Annotated in this window: 11 protein-coding genes and 2 tRNA genes; 5 read left to right on the top strand and 8 right to left on the bottom strand. The window is 64.8% G+C overall.

Translation table 11 applies throughout. The features are described from left to right. Nucleotides 1-26: 26 nt before the first annotated feature. From ihpA to IVB40_RS16680, 4 genes are read left to right on the top strand one after another with little or no spacing between them, the layout of a single operon-like run. Complete coding sequence (ihpA, locus tag IVB40_RS16695) at nt 27-1,301, top strand: divalent metal ion exporter subunit IhpA (RefSeq protein WP_247289453.1); 1,275 nt, start codon at nt 27-29, stop codon at nt 1,299-1,301. Continuing rightward, nucleotides 1,298-2,275: a divalent metal ion exporter adaptor subunit IhpB gene (ihpB, locus tag IVB40_RS16690; RefSeq protein ID WP_247819348.1), complete on the top strand. Its 978-nt coding sequence runs from the start codon at nt 1,298-1,300 to the stop codon at nt 2,273-2,275. Before ihpA ends, ihpB begins: the two co-directional genes overlap by 4 nt. Further along, a complete protein-coding gene (locus IVB40_RS16685; protein WP_247819347.1) occupies nt 2,268-5,477 on the top strand; it encodes a CusA/CzcA family heavy metal efflux RND transporter in 3,210 nt (1,069 codons plus the stop codon). The genes ihpB and IVB40_RS16685 overlap by 8 nt, the downstream gene beginning before the upstream one ends. A gap of 2 nt (nt 5,478-5,479) precedes the next feature. Then, complete coding sequence (locus IVB40_RS16680; protein WP_247819346.1) at nt 5,480-6,442, top strand: cation diffusion facilitator family transporter; 963 nt, start codon at nt 5,480-5,482, stop codon at nt 6,440-6,442. A 78-nt stretch (nt 6,443-6,520) separates the two neighbouring features. On the opposite strand, the gene IVB40_RS16675 is transcribed toward IVB40_RS16680, so the two are convergent. The 8 genes from IVB40_RS16675 to IVB40_RS16640 all read right to left on the bottom strand — a co-directional run bounded on the left by IVB40_RS16675 (nt 6,521) and on the right by IVB40_RS16640 (nt 15,164). Next, nucleotides 6,521-7,381, bottom strand: a complete 861-nt coding sequence (locus IVB40_RS16675; protein ID WP_247819345.1) for a methyltransferase domain-containing protein — start codon at nt 7,379-7,381, stop codon at nt 6,521-6,523. A 128-nt stretch (nt 7,382-7,509) separates the two neighbouring features. Further along, nucleotides 7,510-7,586: transfer RNA gene (locus tag IVB40_RS16670), tRNA-Val, on the bottom strand. A 63-nt stretch (nt 7,587-7,649) separates the two neighbouring features. After that, entirely contained in the window at nt 7,650-8,054 is a 405-nt protein-coding gene (locus tag IVB40_RS16665) for a GFA family protein (RefSeq protein ID WP_247819344.1), read from the bottom strand. 88 nt (nt 8,055-8,142) lie between these two features. Next, complete coding sequence (gene lon, locus IVB40_RS16660) at nt 8,143-10,566, bottom strand: endopeptidase La (RefSeq protein ID WP_247819343.1); 2,424 nt, start codon at nt 10,564-10,566, stop codon at nt 8,143-8,145. A gap of 323 nt (nt 10,567-10,889) precedes the next feature. Beyond that, the gene (gene clpX, locus IVB40_RS16655; protein ID WP_007603503.1) at nt 10,890-12,161 is read right to left on the bottom strand and encodes an ATP-dependent Clp protease ATP-binding subunit ClpX; all 1,272 of its coding nucleotides are present in this window, start codon (nt 12,159-12,161) and stop codon (nt 10,890-10,892) included. Nucleotides 12,162-12,602: 441 nt separating this feature from the next. Then, nucleotides 12,603-13,238 carry an ATP-dependent Clp protease proteolytic subunit gene (locus tag IVB40_RS16650; RefSeq protein WP_007603501.1) on the bottom strand — a complete coding sequence of 212 codons (636 nt, stop codon included), beginning with the start codon at nt 13,236-13,238 and terminating at the stop codon, nt 12,603-12,605. A gap of 306 nt (nt 13,239-13,544) precedes the next feature. Beyond that, nucleotides 13,545-14,906 (bottom strand): trigger factor, encoded by a 1,362-nt coding sequence (tig, locus tag IVB40_RS16645; protein WP_247819342.1) that lies wholly within the window; start codon nt 14,904-14,906, stop codon nt 13,545-13,547. Between the two features lie 173 nt (nt 14,907-15,079). Further along, nucleotides 15,080-15,164 (bottom strand) — tRNA-Leu (locus tag IVB40_RS16640). Nucleotides 15,165-15,316: 152 nt separating this feature from the next. On the opposite strand from IVB40_RS16640, the gene IVB40_RS16635 reads away from it, so the two are divergent. Then, nucleotides 15,317-16,633, top strand: a complete 1,317-nt coding sequence (locus IVB40_RS16635) for a multicopper oxidase domain-containing protein (protein WP_247819341.1) — start codon at nt 15,317-15,319, stop codon at nt 16,631-16,633. The last annotated feature ends 3 nt before the right edge of the window (nt 16,634-16,636 follow it).

The raw sequence follows: 16,636 nt of genomic DNA, 5'->3' as shown, positions 1-16,636 counted from the left end.
AGGTTCATCCTTCACAGGTCGGTTTCATGTTTTGCAGGGGAATGGCCGCGCGCCTGGCGTGCGCGGCAGCGTGTCTGATTGTCGGATTGGCGCTTGCGCCGTCTCACGCCCAGACTCTGACGATGCGGAGCGCGCTCTCGCGCGCGCTGGCCACGAGCCCGCGGCTGACCGCGGCGGAGCGCGATGTCGGCATCGCCACGGGCCAGCGCATCCAGGCAGGTGCGCTTCTCAATCCGGAGCTGACCTACGAACAGGACAATTCGTTCGGGTCCGGCATCTATCGCGGCACGCGATCGGCCGAGACCACGCTGCAGATCAGCCAGGCCTTCGAGCTGTTCGGCAAGCGCGACGCGCGGATTGCCGCGGGTGTCGCCGGCATCGAGGTCGCCGCGATTCAGCGCAAGGCCGTCAGGCTGGAGGTGCTGTCGGAGACCGCGATCGCCTTCCTCAGCGTGCTCGGCGCACAGCGGCGCATCCAGATCCTCGACGAGCAGATCACCGCCATTGACCGGCTGACGCCGCTTTTGCGCCGACGCGTCGAGGCCGGCGCCTCCTCGCCGGCCGAGACCGGCCGTGCGGAAGTGGCATCCGCCTTGGTGAAGGCCGACCGCGAGCGCTTCAAGGCGACGCTGGCCAGCGCCCGGCGCGAGCTTGCGGTCCTGATGGGCGACGCGGCACCGAAATTCGGCGAGGTCTCCGGACGGCTCGACACCATGGGACGGCCGCCGACATTCCAGTCGGTCGTCGCCGCGATCGATGCCAATCCGCAGCTGGTGCGCTGGACCGCGATCTATGCCCAGCGCAACGCCGAGCTGTTGCTGGCGCGGCTGCGGCCCTATCCCGACGTGCGGATCGCCGCCGGCTGGCGCCATTTCAACGAGACCAATGACGACGCGGCGCGCCTCACCGTCTCGGTGCCGATCCCCGTGTTCGACCAGAACCAGGGCAATATCCTCTCGGCGCAGGAAAGCCTTGCCAAGACCAAGGCCGAGCGCGAGGCCAACCGCAACACGCTGATTGTGGTCGCCGGCCGCGCCTACGACTCGCTGCAGGGCTCGCTGCGCGAGCTCGCGGTGCTGCGCGAGAGCGCCATTCCCAAGGCTACCGAAGCGTCGGACGCCATCGCGCAAGGCTACGGCCAGGGCCGCTTCAGCCTGCTCGAAGTGCTCGATGCGCAGGCCAGCGTCACCCAGGCGCGGCTGCGCGAGCAGGAGGCGTTGCAGAATTTCCACGCGGGGGTGGCGACCATCGAAGGCCTCGTCGGCAATCCCTTCACGCTGGCGCGGGAGAGCGCACGATGAAGACGTCCTCCACCATCCTCGTCGCATTGTTTGCCGCCGCACTTGGCGCTTACTGCTATTCCCTGCTGGCCCCAACAAGGGTCGAGCATGCCGAACACGCCGCGGACAAGAGGCCGGAGAAGCCGAACGACCATGTCGAACAGGACGAGCACGGCGCCGACCGGATCCGCATCTCCGACGTCAAGCTTGCAGCCGCAGGCGTGACGCTGGCGGAAGCCGCGAGCGTCACGCTGACCGACACGCTCGCCTTCAACGGCATCCTGCGCGCCAACCAGGAAGCCGTGGTGCAGGTGACGCCGCGTTTTCCCGGCGTCGCCAAATCGATCCAGAAGCGCATCGGCGACAAGGTCGGCAAGGACGATCTGCTCGCCGCGATCGAGAGCAACCAGAGCCTCACCGTCTACGAGCTCAAGGCGCCGATTGCCGGCACCATCATCGAGCGGCAGATCTCGCTCGGCGAATACGCCTCCGAGCAGAAGCCGGCCTTCGTGGTCGCCGACCTCTCCACCATCTGGGTCGACCTGTCGATCTACCGTCAGGACCTGCGGCGCGTCCGCCTCAACGACGAGGTGCTGATCGATCCAGACGACGGCCGCGGCGAGATCAAGGGCACCATCTCCTACATGGCCCCGATCGGCTCGAGCGAGACCCAGACCGCGCTGGCGCGCGTGGTGCTGGCAAATCCGGACGGACGCTTGCGTCCCGGCCTGTTCGTCACGGCACGGCTGATCCTCGCCGCACGCAACGTCGCGGTCGCCGTGCGCCGAAGCGCGATCCAGACCCTGGAGAACCGGACCATCGTGTTCGTCCGCGAGGATGGCGACAAGATCGAGGCGCGTCCGGTGGAGCTTGGCGATTCCGATCCGCGCCATGTCGAGATCAGGGCCGGTCTATCGGCCGGCGAGCATTACGTCGCGGAAAACAGCTTCGTCGTGAAGGCGGAGATGGGCAAGGGCGAGGCCGAACATGATTGAGCGTCTCATCGCGGTCTCGCTGCAGCAGCGCTGGCTGGTCCTGCTGTTCGCGCTCGCGGCCGGCGGCTTCGGCGCCTGGAACTTCACCCGCCTGCCGATCGACGCGGTCCCCGACGTCACCAACGTGCAGGTCCAGATCAACACCCGTGCCCCGGGCCTCTCGCCGCTCGAATCCGAGCAGCGCATCACCTTCCCGATCGAGACCGTGATGGGCGGGCTGCCCAAGCTCGAATACACCCGGTCGATCTCACGCTATGGCCTGAGCCAGGTCACCGTCGTATTCCAGGACGGCACCGACATCTACTTCGCGCGGCAGCTCGTCAACGAGCGTATCCAGCAGGCGAAGGACCAGCTTCCGGCCGGAACCGAGGTCGCGATGGGCCCGATCTCGACCGGCCTTGGCGAGATCTATGTCTACTCCGTCGAAGCCAAGGCCGGCGCGAAGTCACAGACCGGTGCCGAGTTCACGCCGACGGAGCTGCGCACCATCCAGGACTGGATCATCAAGCCGCAACTGCGCACCATTCCCGGCGTGATCGAGGTCAACTCGATCGGCGGTTATGAGCGGCAGTTCCACGTGCTGCCGATCCCCGGCCGGCTGATGGCCTACAAACTCGGCTTTCGCGACATCATGACGGCGCTGGCCGCCAACAACGCCAATGTCGGTGCCGGCTATATCGAGCGCAACGGCGAGCAATATCTCGTCCGCGCCCCGGGCCAGGTCGCCAATATCGCGGAGATCCGCGACATCGTGATCGGTTCGCGCGGCGGCGTCCCGGTGCGTATCCGCGACGTCGCCGACGTCCAAGAGGGCCAGGACCTGCGTTCGGGCGCAGCAACCGCAAACGGCAGCGAAACCGTGCTCGGCACCGCCATGCTGCTGATCGGCGAAAACAGCCGCACGGTGGCCCAGCGCGTGAAGGCCCGGCTCACGGAGATCGCGAAATCGCTCCCTGACGGCGTGATCGCGCGCGCCGTCTATGACCGCACGCATCTGGTGGAAGCCACCATCCAGACCGTCGAGAAGAATCTCGTCGAGGGCGCGGCGCTGGTGATCGCTGTGCTTTTCCTGATCCTCGGCAACATCCGCGCCGCGCTGATCACCGCCTGTGTCATTCCCCTTTCCATGCTGTTCACGATCACAGGCATGGTCGAGAGCAAGGTCAGCGCGAATCTGATGAGCCTCGGCGCGATCGACTTCGGCATCATCGTCGACGGCGCGGTCATCATCGTGGAGAACTGTCTGCGGTTGCTCGCTGCCGAGCAGCACAGGCGCGGCCGGCTGCTGTCGCTCGAGGAGAGGATGGAGACAATCCGCGCCGGCAGCAGCGAGGTCATCAAGCCGAGCCTGTTCGGCACGATGATCATCGCCGTGGTCTACCTGCCGGTCCTGACCCTGACGGGGACCGAGGGCAAGATGTTCACGCCGATGGCGCTGACCGTGCTGATGGCCCTCGCCGGCGCGGCGCTGTTGTCGATCACCTTCGTCCCGGCCGCGGTTGCGATCTTCGTCACCGGCAAGGTCTCGGAGAAGGAGAACATCTTCATGAGAGCGGCCAAGCGGTTCTATGTGCCGCTGCTCGACCGCGCCATCCGCTACCGTGGCATGGTCGCCTTTGGCGCCATGCTGATCGTTGCCGGCAGCGTCTTCGCCGCGACGCGCATGGGAGGCGAATTCATCCCGAGCCTCGACGAAGGCGACATTACCATCGAAACCATCCGGATTCCCGGCACCAGCCTGACCCAGAGCGTCGGCATGCAGCTGCGGCTGGAAATGGCGATCAAGCGGGTACCGGAGGTCGCGACCATCTTCTCCAAGATTGGTACCGCCGAGATCGCCAACGATCCGATGCCGCCGAATATGACCGACACCTATGTCACGCTCAAGCCACGCGACGAATGGCCCGACCCGGACAAGCCCAAGGACGAGGTGATCGCCGAGCTCGAACGCACCGCCAACACCCTGCCCGGCACGGCCTATGGCATGACCCAGCCGATCCAGATGCGCTTCAACGAGCTCATTGCCGGCATCCGCAGCGACGTCGGCGTGAAGATCTTCGGCGACGATCTCGACGTGCTTGCCGGCATCGCCCAGCAGGTCAACGGCGTCGTCCACGCCATCGAGGGCGCGGCCGACGTCAAGACCGAGCAGATTGCGGGCCTGCCGATCCTCACCGTCAGGCTCGACCGCCAGGCGCTGTCACGCTACGGCCTCAGCCTCAGCGAGGTGCAGAACGTGGTCGAGATCGCGATCGGCGGCAAGCCGGTCGGAAAGCTGTTCGAGGGCGATCGCCGCTTCGACATCGTGGTGCGGCTGCCCGAAAGCCTGCGTGCCGACCCTGACACGATCAAGTCGCTGCCGATCCCGCTGCCGCCGGGCGAGGATGTACCGGCCGTCACCAAAACCGCATGGCCGGGCGGAAACGCGGCGTTGCGCTACGTCCCGCTGTCCTCCGTCGCGGCGATCGAGATCGCACCGGGACCCAACCAGATCAGCCGCGAGAACGGCAAGCGTCGCGTGGTGGTTATGGCCAACGTTCGCGGGCGCGATCTGCGCTCCTTTGTCGCCGAGGCCCAGAACGCCGTCGCGGAGAAGGTCAAGCTGCCACCGGGCTACTGGATCGGCTGGGGCGGACAGTTCGAGCAACTGGTCTCCGCCACTAAGCGGCTGACGCTCGTGGTGCCGGTGGCGCTGCTGCTGGTGTTCCTGCTGCTGTTCATGGGCATGGGATCGGCGGCGGATGCGGCCCTCGTGTTCTCCGGCGTGCCGCTGGCGCTGACCGGCGGCGTCATGGCGCTGCTGCTGCGCGGCATCCCACTGTCCATCAGCGCCGGCGTCGGCTTCATCGCGCTGTCGGGCGTCGCCGTGCTCAACGGGCTCGTCATCATCGCCTTCATCGAGCGGCTGCGCAGCGAGGGCCAGCCCGTTGCCGACGCGGTGCGCGAGGGCGCGCTGACACGCCTGCGTCCGGTGCTGATGACGGCGCTGGTCGCGTCCCTCGGCTTCGTGCCGATGGCCCTTGCTACCGGGGCCGGCGCCGAGGTGCAGCGGCCGCTCGCGACTGTGGTGATCGGCGGTATCATCTCCTCAACCGTGCTGACGCTGCTGGTGCTGCCGGCGCTCTACGTGCTGTTCCGCCGTGACGGGGCTGCCGAAACGCCTACAATGGCGCCTGATTTGGCAGCGTCCAGGGAGCGCTAGAGGTGGGCAGCCACGACCATGACGGCCATCATCACGATGATCATAGCCACGGCCATGATCACGATCATGGTGGCCACGCCCATGCCCATGCGCCCGCCAGCTTCGGCACGGCGTTCGCGATCGGCATCACGCTCAATACCGCGCTGGTCCTGGCCGAGGCCGTCTACGGCTATATCGGCAACTCCACCGCCCTGCTTGCGGACGCCGGCCATAACCTTAGCGACGTGCTCGGCCTGGTCGTGGCCTGGTGCGCGTCGATCGCGGCGCGGCGCGCGCCCAGCGGCCGCTTCACCTATGGCCTGCGCGCCTCCACCATCCTGGCGGCGCTGGCGAACGCGGTGTTCCTGCTGGTCGCGACCGGTGCGATAGGCTGGGAAGCGTTTTTGCGCCTGCGTGAACCGGAGCCCGTCGCCGGCATCACCGTAATGGTGGTCGCCGGCATCGGCATCCTCATCAACGGTTTTACGGCCATGCTGTTCGCGCGCGGGCGCAAGGACGACATAAACATCGAAGGCGCGTATCTGCACATGGCGGCCGACGCCGCGGTCTCGCTCGGCGTCGTGGTCTCGGCGGCGCTGATCATCTGGACCGGCTGGCTCTGGCTCGATCCCGTCACCAGCCTCGTCATCTGCGCCACCATTCTCTGGAGCACCACCAGCCTGCTCCGCGGCTCCATCGACATGTCGATGGCGGCCGCGCCCAGGGGCACCGACATTGCCGCAATCAAGATCCTACTGCTGGAGCGGCCCGGCGTCACTGCGATCCACGATCTCCACGTCTGGCCGATCTCGACCACTGAGACGGCGCTGACCTGCCATCTCGTCATGCCCACCGGCGCCGGCGATGCATTCCTGATGGAGACGGCGCAGATGCTGAAGCGCTCCCACCGCATCGGCCACACCACCCTTCAGGTCGAGACGCATCCCGACAACGGCTGCGCGCTGGCGCCGGATGATGTGGTGTGAGGTAGTTGCGTGGCTGCGTCCCCATCGTCATTGCGAGCGCAGCGCGCTGCGCTCGCAATGACGGGGACAGAGCGGCGCCTACGCCGCCTTCGCCGTCACGATCCAGATCGCACCCTGGAGCGCCACGCTCGACCCCTTCAGGAACGGGGCGAGCATCTCGCGGATCGAGGCTCTTGCCGCGGCATACGTCTCGGGCGGATGGCCTTGCAGCGCGCGGCTGGCGGGGCCGATCTGGAGCGAGCCCTCGACCGCGGCATCGAGCCCGCCGCCGATCGCGACATCCATCGCGAGATTGTGCGGTTCCATCGCGACGTCGACGAAGCCCGCGCCTTTCAGGATGCGCGTCACGCGCTCTTCGGAGGCAAAGGCGAACGGGCCCGGCTCGTCCGGCCCGACCGGCGGCATCTTGGGCACGTGTTTGTAGACCGCCATCAGCGGCGCCATCATCCAGGGATTCTCCTTCGGCTCGCGCCAGCAGGCAAACGCCAGCCGCCCCGTCGGCCTCAATGCGCGGCGGAGGTTGGTGAAAGACACGATCGGGTCAGCGAAGAACATCACGCCGAACCGCGAGGCCAGCAGGTCAAAACTGGCCGGCTCGAACCGATGCACCGTCGCATCCGCCAGCACGAAATCGAGCGGCAGGCCCTTTGGCGCAAACGCGCGCGCCTGCGACAGCATCGGCTCGGAGACGTCGAGCCCGAGCGCGAAGCCATCAGGCGCGACAACCTTCGCGAACGCGAACGTCGTCGCGCCGGAGCCGCAGCCGACGTCGAGGACGCGCTCCCCCGGCTTCGGCTTGGCGCGGTCGATCAGCACATCGGCAATTGGTCCGAGCAGGCTCTCCTGCGCCGCATGGCGATCGGCCCAGCGCTGCCCGCTGGGACCGTTCCAGTAAGCGATCTGATCGGCGTTCTGCTCGTGTCCGCTTGGTTGTTGCATCAAGGCCTCTGTGGCTCGGTATCGCCCGCCTACGCCTATCGGCTTCGGCGCGGCAGCCTTCGTTCGCTTCGCGCCAATAACGTGTGAGGCTGGCTCGCCGAGCCGAAGCTCGCCAAGCGAGCAAAGGCTGGTGGGCGGTGAGAGATTCGAACTCCCGACCCTCTCGGTGTAAACGAGATGCTCTAACCAGCTGAGCTAACCGCCCCTCGGCGCTTCTTTATCCCCACCTGCCCCGAACGGGCAAGCGCGGAACGCCAATTCCTGGCCCTCAATCCTGTGGCCGGCCCGGCAGCAGTGGCACCGCGTCGATCCACACCGCCGCCGACTGGCACCAGATCTGCCTGACGGGCCGCAATTTGTCGCGCTGGCGGATGCTGCCCCAGCGGATGCCCCAATCGTCCTCCTGGTCGCCCTCGCCGCTCGTGAACAGCGGGGAACCGCACTCGGCGCAGAAGTGCTGGAAGCGCAAGCGGCCGTTGTCGCCGCGCTTGCCGTAGATCCTGGGCGTGCCGGCGGTCAGCTTGACGTCGGTCTTGGTGCAGATCGCCGTCACCCGGAACGGCGATCCCGTTAGGGTCTGGCAGTCCCGGCAATGGCAGACCGACACCGTCTCGGGATCGATCTCGGCTTCAAAGGTGATCGCGCCGCAATGGCATTGCCCGTCGATGTGCATTGTCGTCATCCACTGCCCAAAACAAAATGCCCCCACAACAAAAACGGCGCCCGAAGGCGCCGTTTTATCATCTTTTCGAGCTGCGATCTCAGTGAGCGGTCAGGCCGCCGGCGGCTTCGTCGCCGTCCGGCTTGACCGTGACCTTGGTGTCCTCTTCCCAGACGATCGGCACCGGCTTCTTGACCAGCGCCTTGGCGACGACGTCGTCGAGGCGGGAGACCGGGATGATCTCCATGCCGCCCTTGATCGCATCGGAAATCTCCGTGAGATCCTTGGCGTTGTCCTCGGGGATCAGCACCGTCTTGATGCCGCCGCGGGCAGCAGCCAGCAGCTTCTCCTTCAGGCCGCCGATCGGCAGCACGCGGCCGCGCAGCGTGATCTCGCCGGTCATCGCGACATCGTGGCGGACCGGGATGCCGGTCATCACCGAGATGATCGCGGTGGCCATCGCAACGCCCGCCGACGGACCGTCCTTCGGCGTCGCGCCTTCCGGCACGTGCACGTGGATGTCGCGCCGGTCGAACAGCGGCGGCTCGATGCCGTAGACGATCGCCCGCGAGCGGACGTAGGACGCCGCCGCCGAGATCGACTCCTTCATCACGTCGCGCAGATTGCCCGTGACCGTCATCTTGCCCTTGCCGGGCATCATGACGCCTTCGATCGTCAGCAACTCGCCGCCGACATCGGTCCAGGCAAGGCCGGTGACGATGCCGACCTGCGGCTCGCTCTCGATCTCGCCGTAGCGGTACTTCGGCACGCCGAGCAGCTCTTCCAGAGTCTTCTCGGTGACCTTGACCGACTTCTTCTTGGAGATCATCAGCTCCTTCACCGCCTTGCGGGCGAGTGTGGAGAGCTCACGCTCCAAATTGCGCACGCCCGCTTCCCGGGTGTAGCGGCGGATCAGAAGCAGCAGCGCATCGTCGTCAATCGAGAACTCCTTGGAGTCCAGGCCGTGCTTGGACACCGCGGTCGGGATCAGATGCTTGCGCGCGATCTCGACCTTCTCGTTCTCGGTGTAGCCCGCGATCCGGATGATCTCCATGCGGTCCATCAGCGGTCCCGGAATATTGAGCGTATTCGCGGTGGTGATGAACATCACGTTCGACAGATCGTAATCGACCTCGAGATAGTGGTCGTTGAAGGTCGCGTTCTGCTCAGGATCCAGAACTTCGAGCAAAGCCGAGGACGGATCGCCGCGGAAATCGGCGCCCATCTTGTCGATCTCGTCCAGCAGGAACAGCGGATTGGACGACTTCGCCTTGCGCATCGACTGGATGATCTTGCCGGGCATCGAGCCGATATAGGTCCGACGGTGACCTCGGATCTCGGCCTCGTCACGCACGCCACCGAGCGACACGCGCACGAACTCACGCCCGGTCGCCTTGGCGATCGACTTGCCGAGCGAGGTCTTGCCGACACCGGGAGGGCCGACGAGGCACAGGATCGGGCCGGTCAGCTTGTTGGCGCGTGACTGCACGGCGAGATACTCGACGATGCGGTCCTTGACCTTCTCCAGCCCGTAGTGATCGGCATCCAGAACCGCCTGCGCGGCTTCCAGATCCTTCTTCACCTTGGACTTCTTGTTCCACGGGATCGACAGCAGCCAATCCAGATAGTTGCGCACGACGGTCGCTTCCGCGGACATCGGCGACATCTGGCGCAGCTTCTTCAATTCATGCTGCGCCTTCTCGCGCGCTTCCTTGGAGAGCTTGGTCTTGGAGATCTTCTCTTCGAGATCGGCGAGTTCGTCGCGACCGTCGTCGTCGCCGAGCTCCTTCTGGATCGCCTTCATCTGCTCGTTGAGATAGTACTCGCGCTGGGTCTTCTCCATCTGGCGCTTGACGCGCGAGCGGATGCGCTTCTCGACCTGAAGCACCGAGATCTCGCTCTCCATCAGGCCCAGCACCTTCTCCAGGCGCTGCGTGACCGACAGCGTCTCCAGGATGCCCTGGCGATCCGCGATCTTGACGGCGAGATGCGAGGCGACGGTGTCGGCGAGCTTGGCAAAATCGGTGATCGCCTGCACGACGCCGACGACCTCGGCCGAGATCTTCTTGTTGAGCTTCACATAGCTCTCGAAGTCGGACACGACCGAGCGCGCCATGGCCTCGGCCTCGACCGACTTCGCATCGGTGTCGGCGAGCGCAATCGCAGTCGCTTCGTAATAGTCGGCGCGATCGGTGTACTTCTGCACGCGCGCACGCTCGAGCCCTTCGACCAGCACCTTCACGGTGCCGTCGGGAAGCTTCAAGAGCTGGAGCACGCTGGCAAGCGTACCGGTCTCGTAGATGGAATCGGGTGCCGGATCATCGTCGGACGCGTTCTTCTGGGTCGCGAGCATGATCAGCGCGTCGTTCTTCATCACCTCTTCGAGCGCGCGGATCGACTTCTCGCGGCCGACGAAGAGCGGAACGATCATGTGCGGGAAGACGACGATGTCGCGCAGGGGCAGCACGGGGTAGGCGTGCGTTTCGCCATGAACGATGGTTGGCCTGGGTTTTGGATTGGTCATGGCCTTTTTCCTTTTGCTTTGCCCCCTTGCACGCAGCCCGCCATGCTCATGCGCAACCGCCACAAGGTGCCGAGGTGATCGGCAAAACCGGTCGGTCCTTTTGAGGTTGGACCGGCTCGCCGGATCGGAACTGAGGCGAATCTTGGAGAGAATTTTTGCTCGCCGCCGACATTAGGTGGCTATCGACCCGGGGGGTGTCAAGTCATTGAAGACGCGCGCCATCAGGCGCTTACGCACGCAAATAAGCGACGCAACACCGGCTGCGGAGATACTTTCCGCAGCCCTTGCTTGAGGAGACGATTGGAGCGTTCCAGCGCCGCAAATCAGGCGCTGGCGTTCTCGACGGCGCGATCGGACCGATCGGCGTAGATGTAGAGCGGACGCGCCGTTCCTTCCACGACTTCGCGGGAAATCACGACTTCTTCCACACCTTCGAGGCCCGGCAGGTCGAACATGGTCTCGAGCAGGATCGCCTCGAGGATCGAGCGCAGTCCGCGCGCACCGGTCTTGCGCTCGATCGCCCTGCGGGCAACCGCGCCAAGCGCCTCGTCGGCGAAGGTCAGCTCGATGTTCTCCATCTCGAACAGCCGCTGGTACTGCTTCACCAGCGCGTTCTTCGGCTCGACCAGGATCTTCTTGAGCGAAGCCTCGTCCAGATCTTCCAGCGTCGCCACGACGGGCAGACGGCCGACGAATTCCGGGATCAGGCCATACTTCAGGAGATCCTCCGGCTCGACGTGACGGAAGATTTCGCCGGTGCGGCGGTCTTCCGGCGCGAGCACCTGGGCGGCGAAACCGATCGAGGTCGAACGTCCGCGTGCCGAAATGATCTTCTCAAGGCCCGAGAACGCACCACCGCAAATGAACAGGATGTTGGTGGTGTCCACCTGCAGGAATTCCTGCTGCGGATGCTTGCGGCCGCCCTGCGGCGGGACCGAAGCCACCGTGCCTTCCATGATCTTGAGCAGTGCCTGCTGCACGCCCTCACCCGACACGTCGCGCGTGATCGAAGGATTGTCGGACTTGCGGCTGATCTTGTCGATTTCGTCGATATAGACGATGCCGCGCTGGGCACGCTCGACGTTGTAGTCGGCGGCCTGGAGCAGCTTCAGGATGATGTTCTCGACGTCCTCGCCGACATAGCCGGCTTCCGTCAGCGTCGTCGCATCCGCCATCGTGAACGGCACGTCCAGGATGCGGGCGAGCGTCTGCGCGAGCAGCGTCTTGCCCGAGCCAGTCGGACCGATCAGCAGGATGTTCGACTTCGCAAGCTCGACGTCGTTGTGCTTGGTCTGGTGGTTGAGGCGCTTGTAGTGATTGTGCACCGCGACCGAGAGGACCTTCTTCGCATGGTTCTGGCCGATCACGTAATCGTCCAGCACCTTGCAGATTTCCTTCGGCGTCGGAATCCCGTCGCGCGACTTCACCAGCGAGGATTTGTTCTCCTCGCGAATGATGTCCATGCAGAGCTCGACGCACTCGTCGCAAATGAAGACCGTGGGACCCGCGATCAGTTTGCGAACTTCGTGCTGGCTCTTGCCGCAGAACGAGCAATACAGCGTGTTCTTGGAGTCGCTCGTGCCGACCTTACTCATTCATGTCTCCGTCCGCGGTTCGATCCCGTCCGCTCGATCGCCCTATTCCGGCACGACAGCCGGTACAGTCCTTCAAATAGAGCAAATTCCGTACCAAAAAAGACCCTACGCGTTACATGCCGTGCGAATCACGGTCACTCGATTCCCCGCGATCATAGCCGATCAGTCGTAGCGAACCATGCTGTCACCCGACTATCAAGAATTCGCTAATCGGGGGTCGCCGGCTACCCGTGACAATACCGTGATTTCCGGTCTTGGCACGGGCGAAGTGATCGAAATCACCCCGGCGTTGCTGGATTGCCACGAAAAACAAGCACGAAAGCGGAACTTTCTGCCTGTCGCAGGGCGCAAGACTACGTTTTGCGACGCGCGCACGTGTCCTTAACGTGAACGCTCCCTGATGGCGCCGGCGAGCCCGGAGGGTTCGCCGCCGCAGTAGTGCTACGGGGTCTTCGGCGCCGCGGTTTCCTCGGCGCGCTTGTCGATGACCCTGTCGACCAGGCCGAACTCCTTGGCGTCGCTCGCGGTCAGGAACTTGTCGCGTTCCAGCGCGTCCTCGATCGCCTTGTAGGTCTGACCGGTGTGCTTCACGTAGATCTCGTTCAGCCGCTTCTTCAGGTTCAGGATTTCCTGGGCGTGCAGCATGATGTCGGTGGCCTGGCCCTGGAAGCCGCCGGAGGGCTGATGCACCATGATGCGCGCGTTCGGCAGCGAGAAGCGCATATCCTTCTCGCCGGCGCAGAGCAGCAGCGAGCCCATCGAGGCGGCCTGGCCCGTGCACAGCGTCGAGACCGGCGGGCGAATGAACTGCATGGTGTCGTAGATCGCGAGGCCCGACGTCACCACGCCGCCCGGCGAGTTGATGTACATCGAGATTTCCTTCTTCGGATTTTCCGCCTCAAGGAACAACAGCTGCGCGACAATGAGCGTCGACATGCCGTCCTCGACCGGCCCGGTCAGGAAGATGATGCGCTCTTTCAGAAGGCGCGAGAAAATGTCGTAGGCGCGCTCGCCACGGTTGGTCTGCTCGACCACCATGGGCACGAGGTTCATGTAGGTTTCAACCGGATCGCGCATGAGTCACCTAGGGTTTTGAAGAGGCGGACATCGCCAGGCCCGGCTGCCAGTCGGGGCTGGATCTGCCGGAGGGCCGATGGACGTCCCGTGATGCAGGAACTTGATAGACGAACTTGGTAGAAGCGGAAGGCGTAGCGACAGATATAGCCCAATTCGCGCCTGACAAGTGCGGAGCGAATTAAGGCTTAATCCGTGAGGCAGTTGAAACTGATTCGTACAAAGAGGCCCAGCCGGCCACCTGGCTAGCTCGACCTCTTTGCTGATCATCCTTAATGCAAGGCTATCCTAAAGGCTCTTCTGGAGCCCTCAGGCGGCGGTCTTTTCCGCCTCGTCGTCCTTGTAGAGATCGTCACGCGAAACCTTCTTTTCGGTCACGTTGGCGAGCTCGAGGATGAAGTCGACGACCTTGTCCTCATAGATCGGTGCACGAAGCTGGGCCAACGCTTGGGCGTTGCTGCGGTAATAGTCCCAGACCTCCTTCTCGCGGCCCGGCATCGAGCGCGCCCGCTCGATCACGGCGCGGCCGACCTCGTCGTCGGTCACGGAGATCTTGTTCTTCTCGCCGATCTCGGAAAGCACGAGGCCGAGCCGCACGCGGCGGTCGGCGATCTTGCGGTACTCTTCCTTGGCGGCGTCTTCAGTGGTGTCCTCGTCGGCGAAGGTCTTGCCGGCGGAGTCCATCTCGGCCTTCACCGAGTTCCACATCAGATTGAACTCCTCGTCGACCAGCGAGGGCGGAGCCTCGAAGCGATGGGCCTCGTCGAGGCGGTCGAGCAGCGCGCGCTTGACGCGCTGGCGCGTCGCGGTCGCGAACTCGGCGACCAGCCGTTCGCGCGCCGCTTCCTTCAGCTTGTCCAGCGATTCGAGGCCGAGGGTCTTGGCGAACTCGTCGTCGATCGCGAGGTCCTGCGGCGCCTCGATCAGCGTCGCGGTCGTCTCGAACTCGGCCGGCTGGCCGGCGAGCTTGTCGTTCATGTAGTTCTTGGGGAACGCCACCTTCAGCGTGCGGGTCTCGTTCGTGGCGATGCCGGTGAGCTGCTCTTCGAAGCCGGGGATGAAGGTGTTGGATCCGATCACGACCTGGATGCCCTCGCCGGCGCCGCCCTCGAAGGCCTCGCCGTTGATGGTGCCCTTGAAGGCGACGGTGACGCGATCACCCGACTCGGCCTTGGCGCCCCCGGCCTTCGGGGCATAGCCACGGTTCGAATCGGCGATGCGCTTGATCGCCTCATCGACGTCGGCGTCGGTGACTTCGGCGACGGGCTTCTCGACCTCGAAGGTCTTGAAGTCGGCGAGCGCGATCGACGGCACCACCTCGATCGCAACCGTGTAGGTCAGATCGGTTTTGCCGTTGAGCAGCTCCTCGACCTCGGCCTGCTCGGTCGGCATGGTGATCTTCGGTTCGGTCGCCAGGCGGAAGCCGCGCTCGGAGAACAGCTGCGTGTTGGTGTCGCGGATGGTCTGGTCGATGGTCTCGGCCATCACCGAGCGGCCATAGACCTTCTTGAGGTGCGTGACCGGCACCTTGCCGGGACGGAAGCCGTTGATGCGGACCTTGTCCTTGAGATCGACGAGCTTGGCACCGGCCTTGGCGTCGAGATCAGACGCGGGAACGCTGATCTTGAACTCGCGCTTCAAACCTTCCGAGAGGGTTTCTGTGACCTGCATGGTGTCCAATCTTCTTCTCGTTCGGTCCCGGCGCGCATGCGTCGGGACGCTGTCATTAATCGATCCGGCGCGAGGCGAACGCCTCAACGCCGGTGGTTCATCGGACCGGCTTCCGGCGGACAAACATCCGCGCAGGAGCAGATCGCGTAATCCGTGCAAACGCTGAAAGCGCTTGGTGCGGGCGGAGGGACTCGAACCCCCACAACTTTCGTCACTGGAACCTAAATCCAGCGCGTCTACCAGTTCCGCCACGCCCGCGTAAATTTGCATCAAGACCGGCCGCGATGCCGCGGGCGGCGGGCTTATAGCATGTGCCCGCCTGTTCGCAGCAAAAAAATGGCCCGATAGAGGCAGGCTTCAACTAGGCACGACGGCTGGACTTATCCAGCACGCCGTGGTCCGGATCGGCCATGAAAACGCGGATCTTCGACCCGACGAGGCGCGAGGTTTTGGCCGGACTTGGAGCCGGACTTGGCGCCTCTGTGGCCGGGCTGATGGCGGGCGGCGCAGTCCCGGCCGTGACCGCCCAGCTCGCGCTTCAGGCAAGGCCGGCGACGCTGGCTCTGAGGCCGGGGCAGCCGGCCACACCCATCTGGGAGCTGGCCGCCGTCAGCCACCTCGGGGATGTCCGTCTCAAACGTGGCGACCGTTGCGAGGTGGTCTTCCGCAACGACCTGCCTGTGCCGCTTGCACCAGTCTGGTACGGCCTTGGCGGCCCGGCCGCGGCCGACCCGCTTCGAGGACGCGCCCCGACGGCCGCGGACGCGACAGAAACATCAATTATTTCAGTACCAAATGCGGGAATCTTGCTGGCCGACTTTCGCCTGTTCGAGGACGGCCTGAAGCAGCCCGCGCGCCCGCTTCCGATCATTGCTGCCGAGATAAACCCGGTCGCCGCCGATCGCGACGTGGTTCTCTTGATCGAGGAATGGCGGCTACGGCCAGATGGAACCGCTCTTCCCCCGGGCCGGGACCCGAAGGACACATCCCCGCTCTATACAATCAACGGAACGACTTCATTCGAACTCTCAGCTGCGGCCAATGAGCGGCTGCGGCTGCGCTTTATCAACGGCTCGCAACGTTCTGTTCTGGCTATCAAATTGGAAAGTCACGAAGTCCAGGTGCTGGCCCTGGACGGACAGCCGGCCGAGCCGTTCCCGGCTCGCAACGGCGCGCTGGTGCTGGCTCCCGGCGCACGCGCCGACGCCTTCGTGGATGCGGCCACATCGGCCCCATTCCTGCTGCATGACGGCAAGGAGGCGCGCCAGATCGGCCGCCTGACGGTCTCCGGCAAGCTTGACCGGCGCGTGCCGCTGTTGCCGCAGCCGCCGCTCCCTCCGAATGACCTGCCCGACCGGCTAGATCTGAAAGGCGCCCTGCGATTCGATGTCACGCTCGGGGCAGCCGACGTCGGGTGGGTACGGCCCGCAAATTTCTCGACGTCCTCCGCCCCTACCTTTCGCACCAAGGCCGGCCGCACCGTCGTGCTGGCGCTCAAGAACTCCGCACCCGTCGCCACCGTCTTCCATCTCCACGGCCACCATTTCCGCCTGCTCGACAAGCTCGACGACGGTTGGAAGCCCTATTGGCTCGACACGCTCGCGATCGAACCCGGCCAGACCCAGCGCGTCGCATTCGAGGCCAGAGGTCCCGGCCGATGGCTGATCGAATCCGTCGTAACCGACTGGGCCGCACCGCGGCTGGTGCGCTGGTACGCGGTGGAGTGAGAG

Source organism: Bradyrhizobium sp. 40 (genome assembly GCF_023100925.1).
In the GTDB taxonomy this organism is placed as follows: domain Bacteria; phylum Pseudomonadota; class Alphaproteobacteria; order Rhizobiales; family Xanthobacteraceae; genus Bradyrhizobium.
The sequence above is the reverse complement of the archived record's forward strand: the minus strand, read 5'-3'. Positions and strand labels throughout refer to the sequence as shown.

Excerpts from the sequence above, each read along its gene's own strand:
- ihpA (WP_247289453.1), top strand. The coding sequence starts at position 27 with ATGTTTTGCAGGGGAATGGCCGCGCGCCTGGCGTGCGCGGCAGCGTGT.
- ihpB (WP_247819348.1), top strand. The coding sequence starts at position 1,298 with ATGAAGACGTCCTCCACCATCCTCGTCGCATTGTTTGCCGCCGCACTT.
- IVB40_RS16685 (WP_247819347.1), top strand. The coding sequence starts at position 2,268 with ATGATTGAGCGTCTCATCGCGGTCTCGCTGCAGCAGCGCTGGCTGGTC.
- IVB40_RS16675 (WP_247819345.1), bottom strand. The coding sequence starts at position 7,381 with ATGCAACAACCAAGCGGACACGAGCAGAACGCCGATCAGATCGCTTAC.
- IVB40_RS16665 (WP_247819344.1), bottom strand. The coding sequence starts at position 8,054 with ATGCACATCGACGGGCAATGCCATTGCGGCGCGATCACCTTTGAAGCC.
- lon (WP_247819343.1), bottom strand. The coding sequence starts at position 10,566 with ATGACCAATCCAAAACCCAGGCCAACCATCGTTCATGGCGAAACGCAC.
- clpX (WP_007603503.1), bottom strand. The coding sequence starts at position 12,161 with ATGAGTAAGGTCGGCACGAGCGACTCCAAGAACACGCTGTATTGCTCG.
- IVB40_RS16650 (WP_007603501.1), bottom strand. The coding sequence starts at position 13,238 with ATGCGCGATCCGGTTGAAACCTACATGAACCTCGTGCCCATGGTGGTC.
- tig (WP_247819342.1), bottom strand. The coding sequence starts at position 14,906 with ATGCAGGTCACAGAAACCCTCTCGGAAGGTTTGAAGCGCGAGTTCAAG.
- IVB40_RS16635 (WP_247819341.1), top strand. The coding sequence starts at position 15,317 with ATGAAAACGCGGATCTTCGACCCGACGAGGCGCGAGGTTTTGGCCGGA.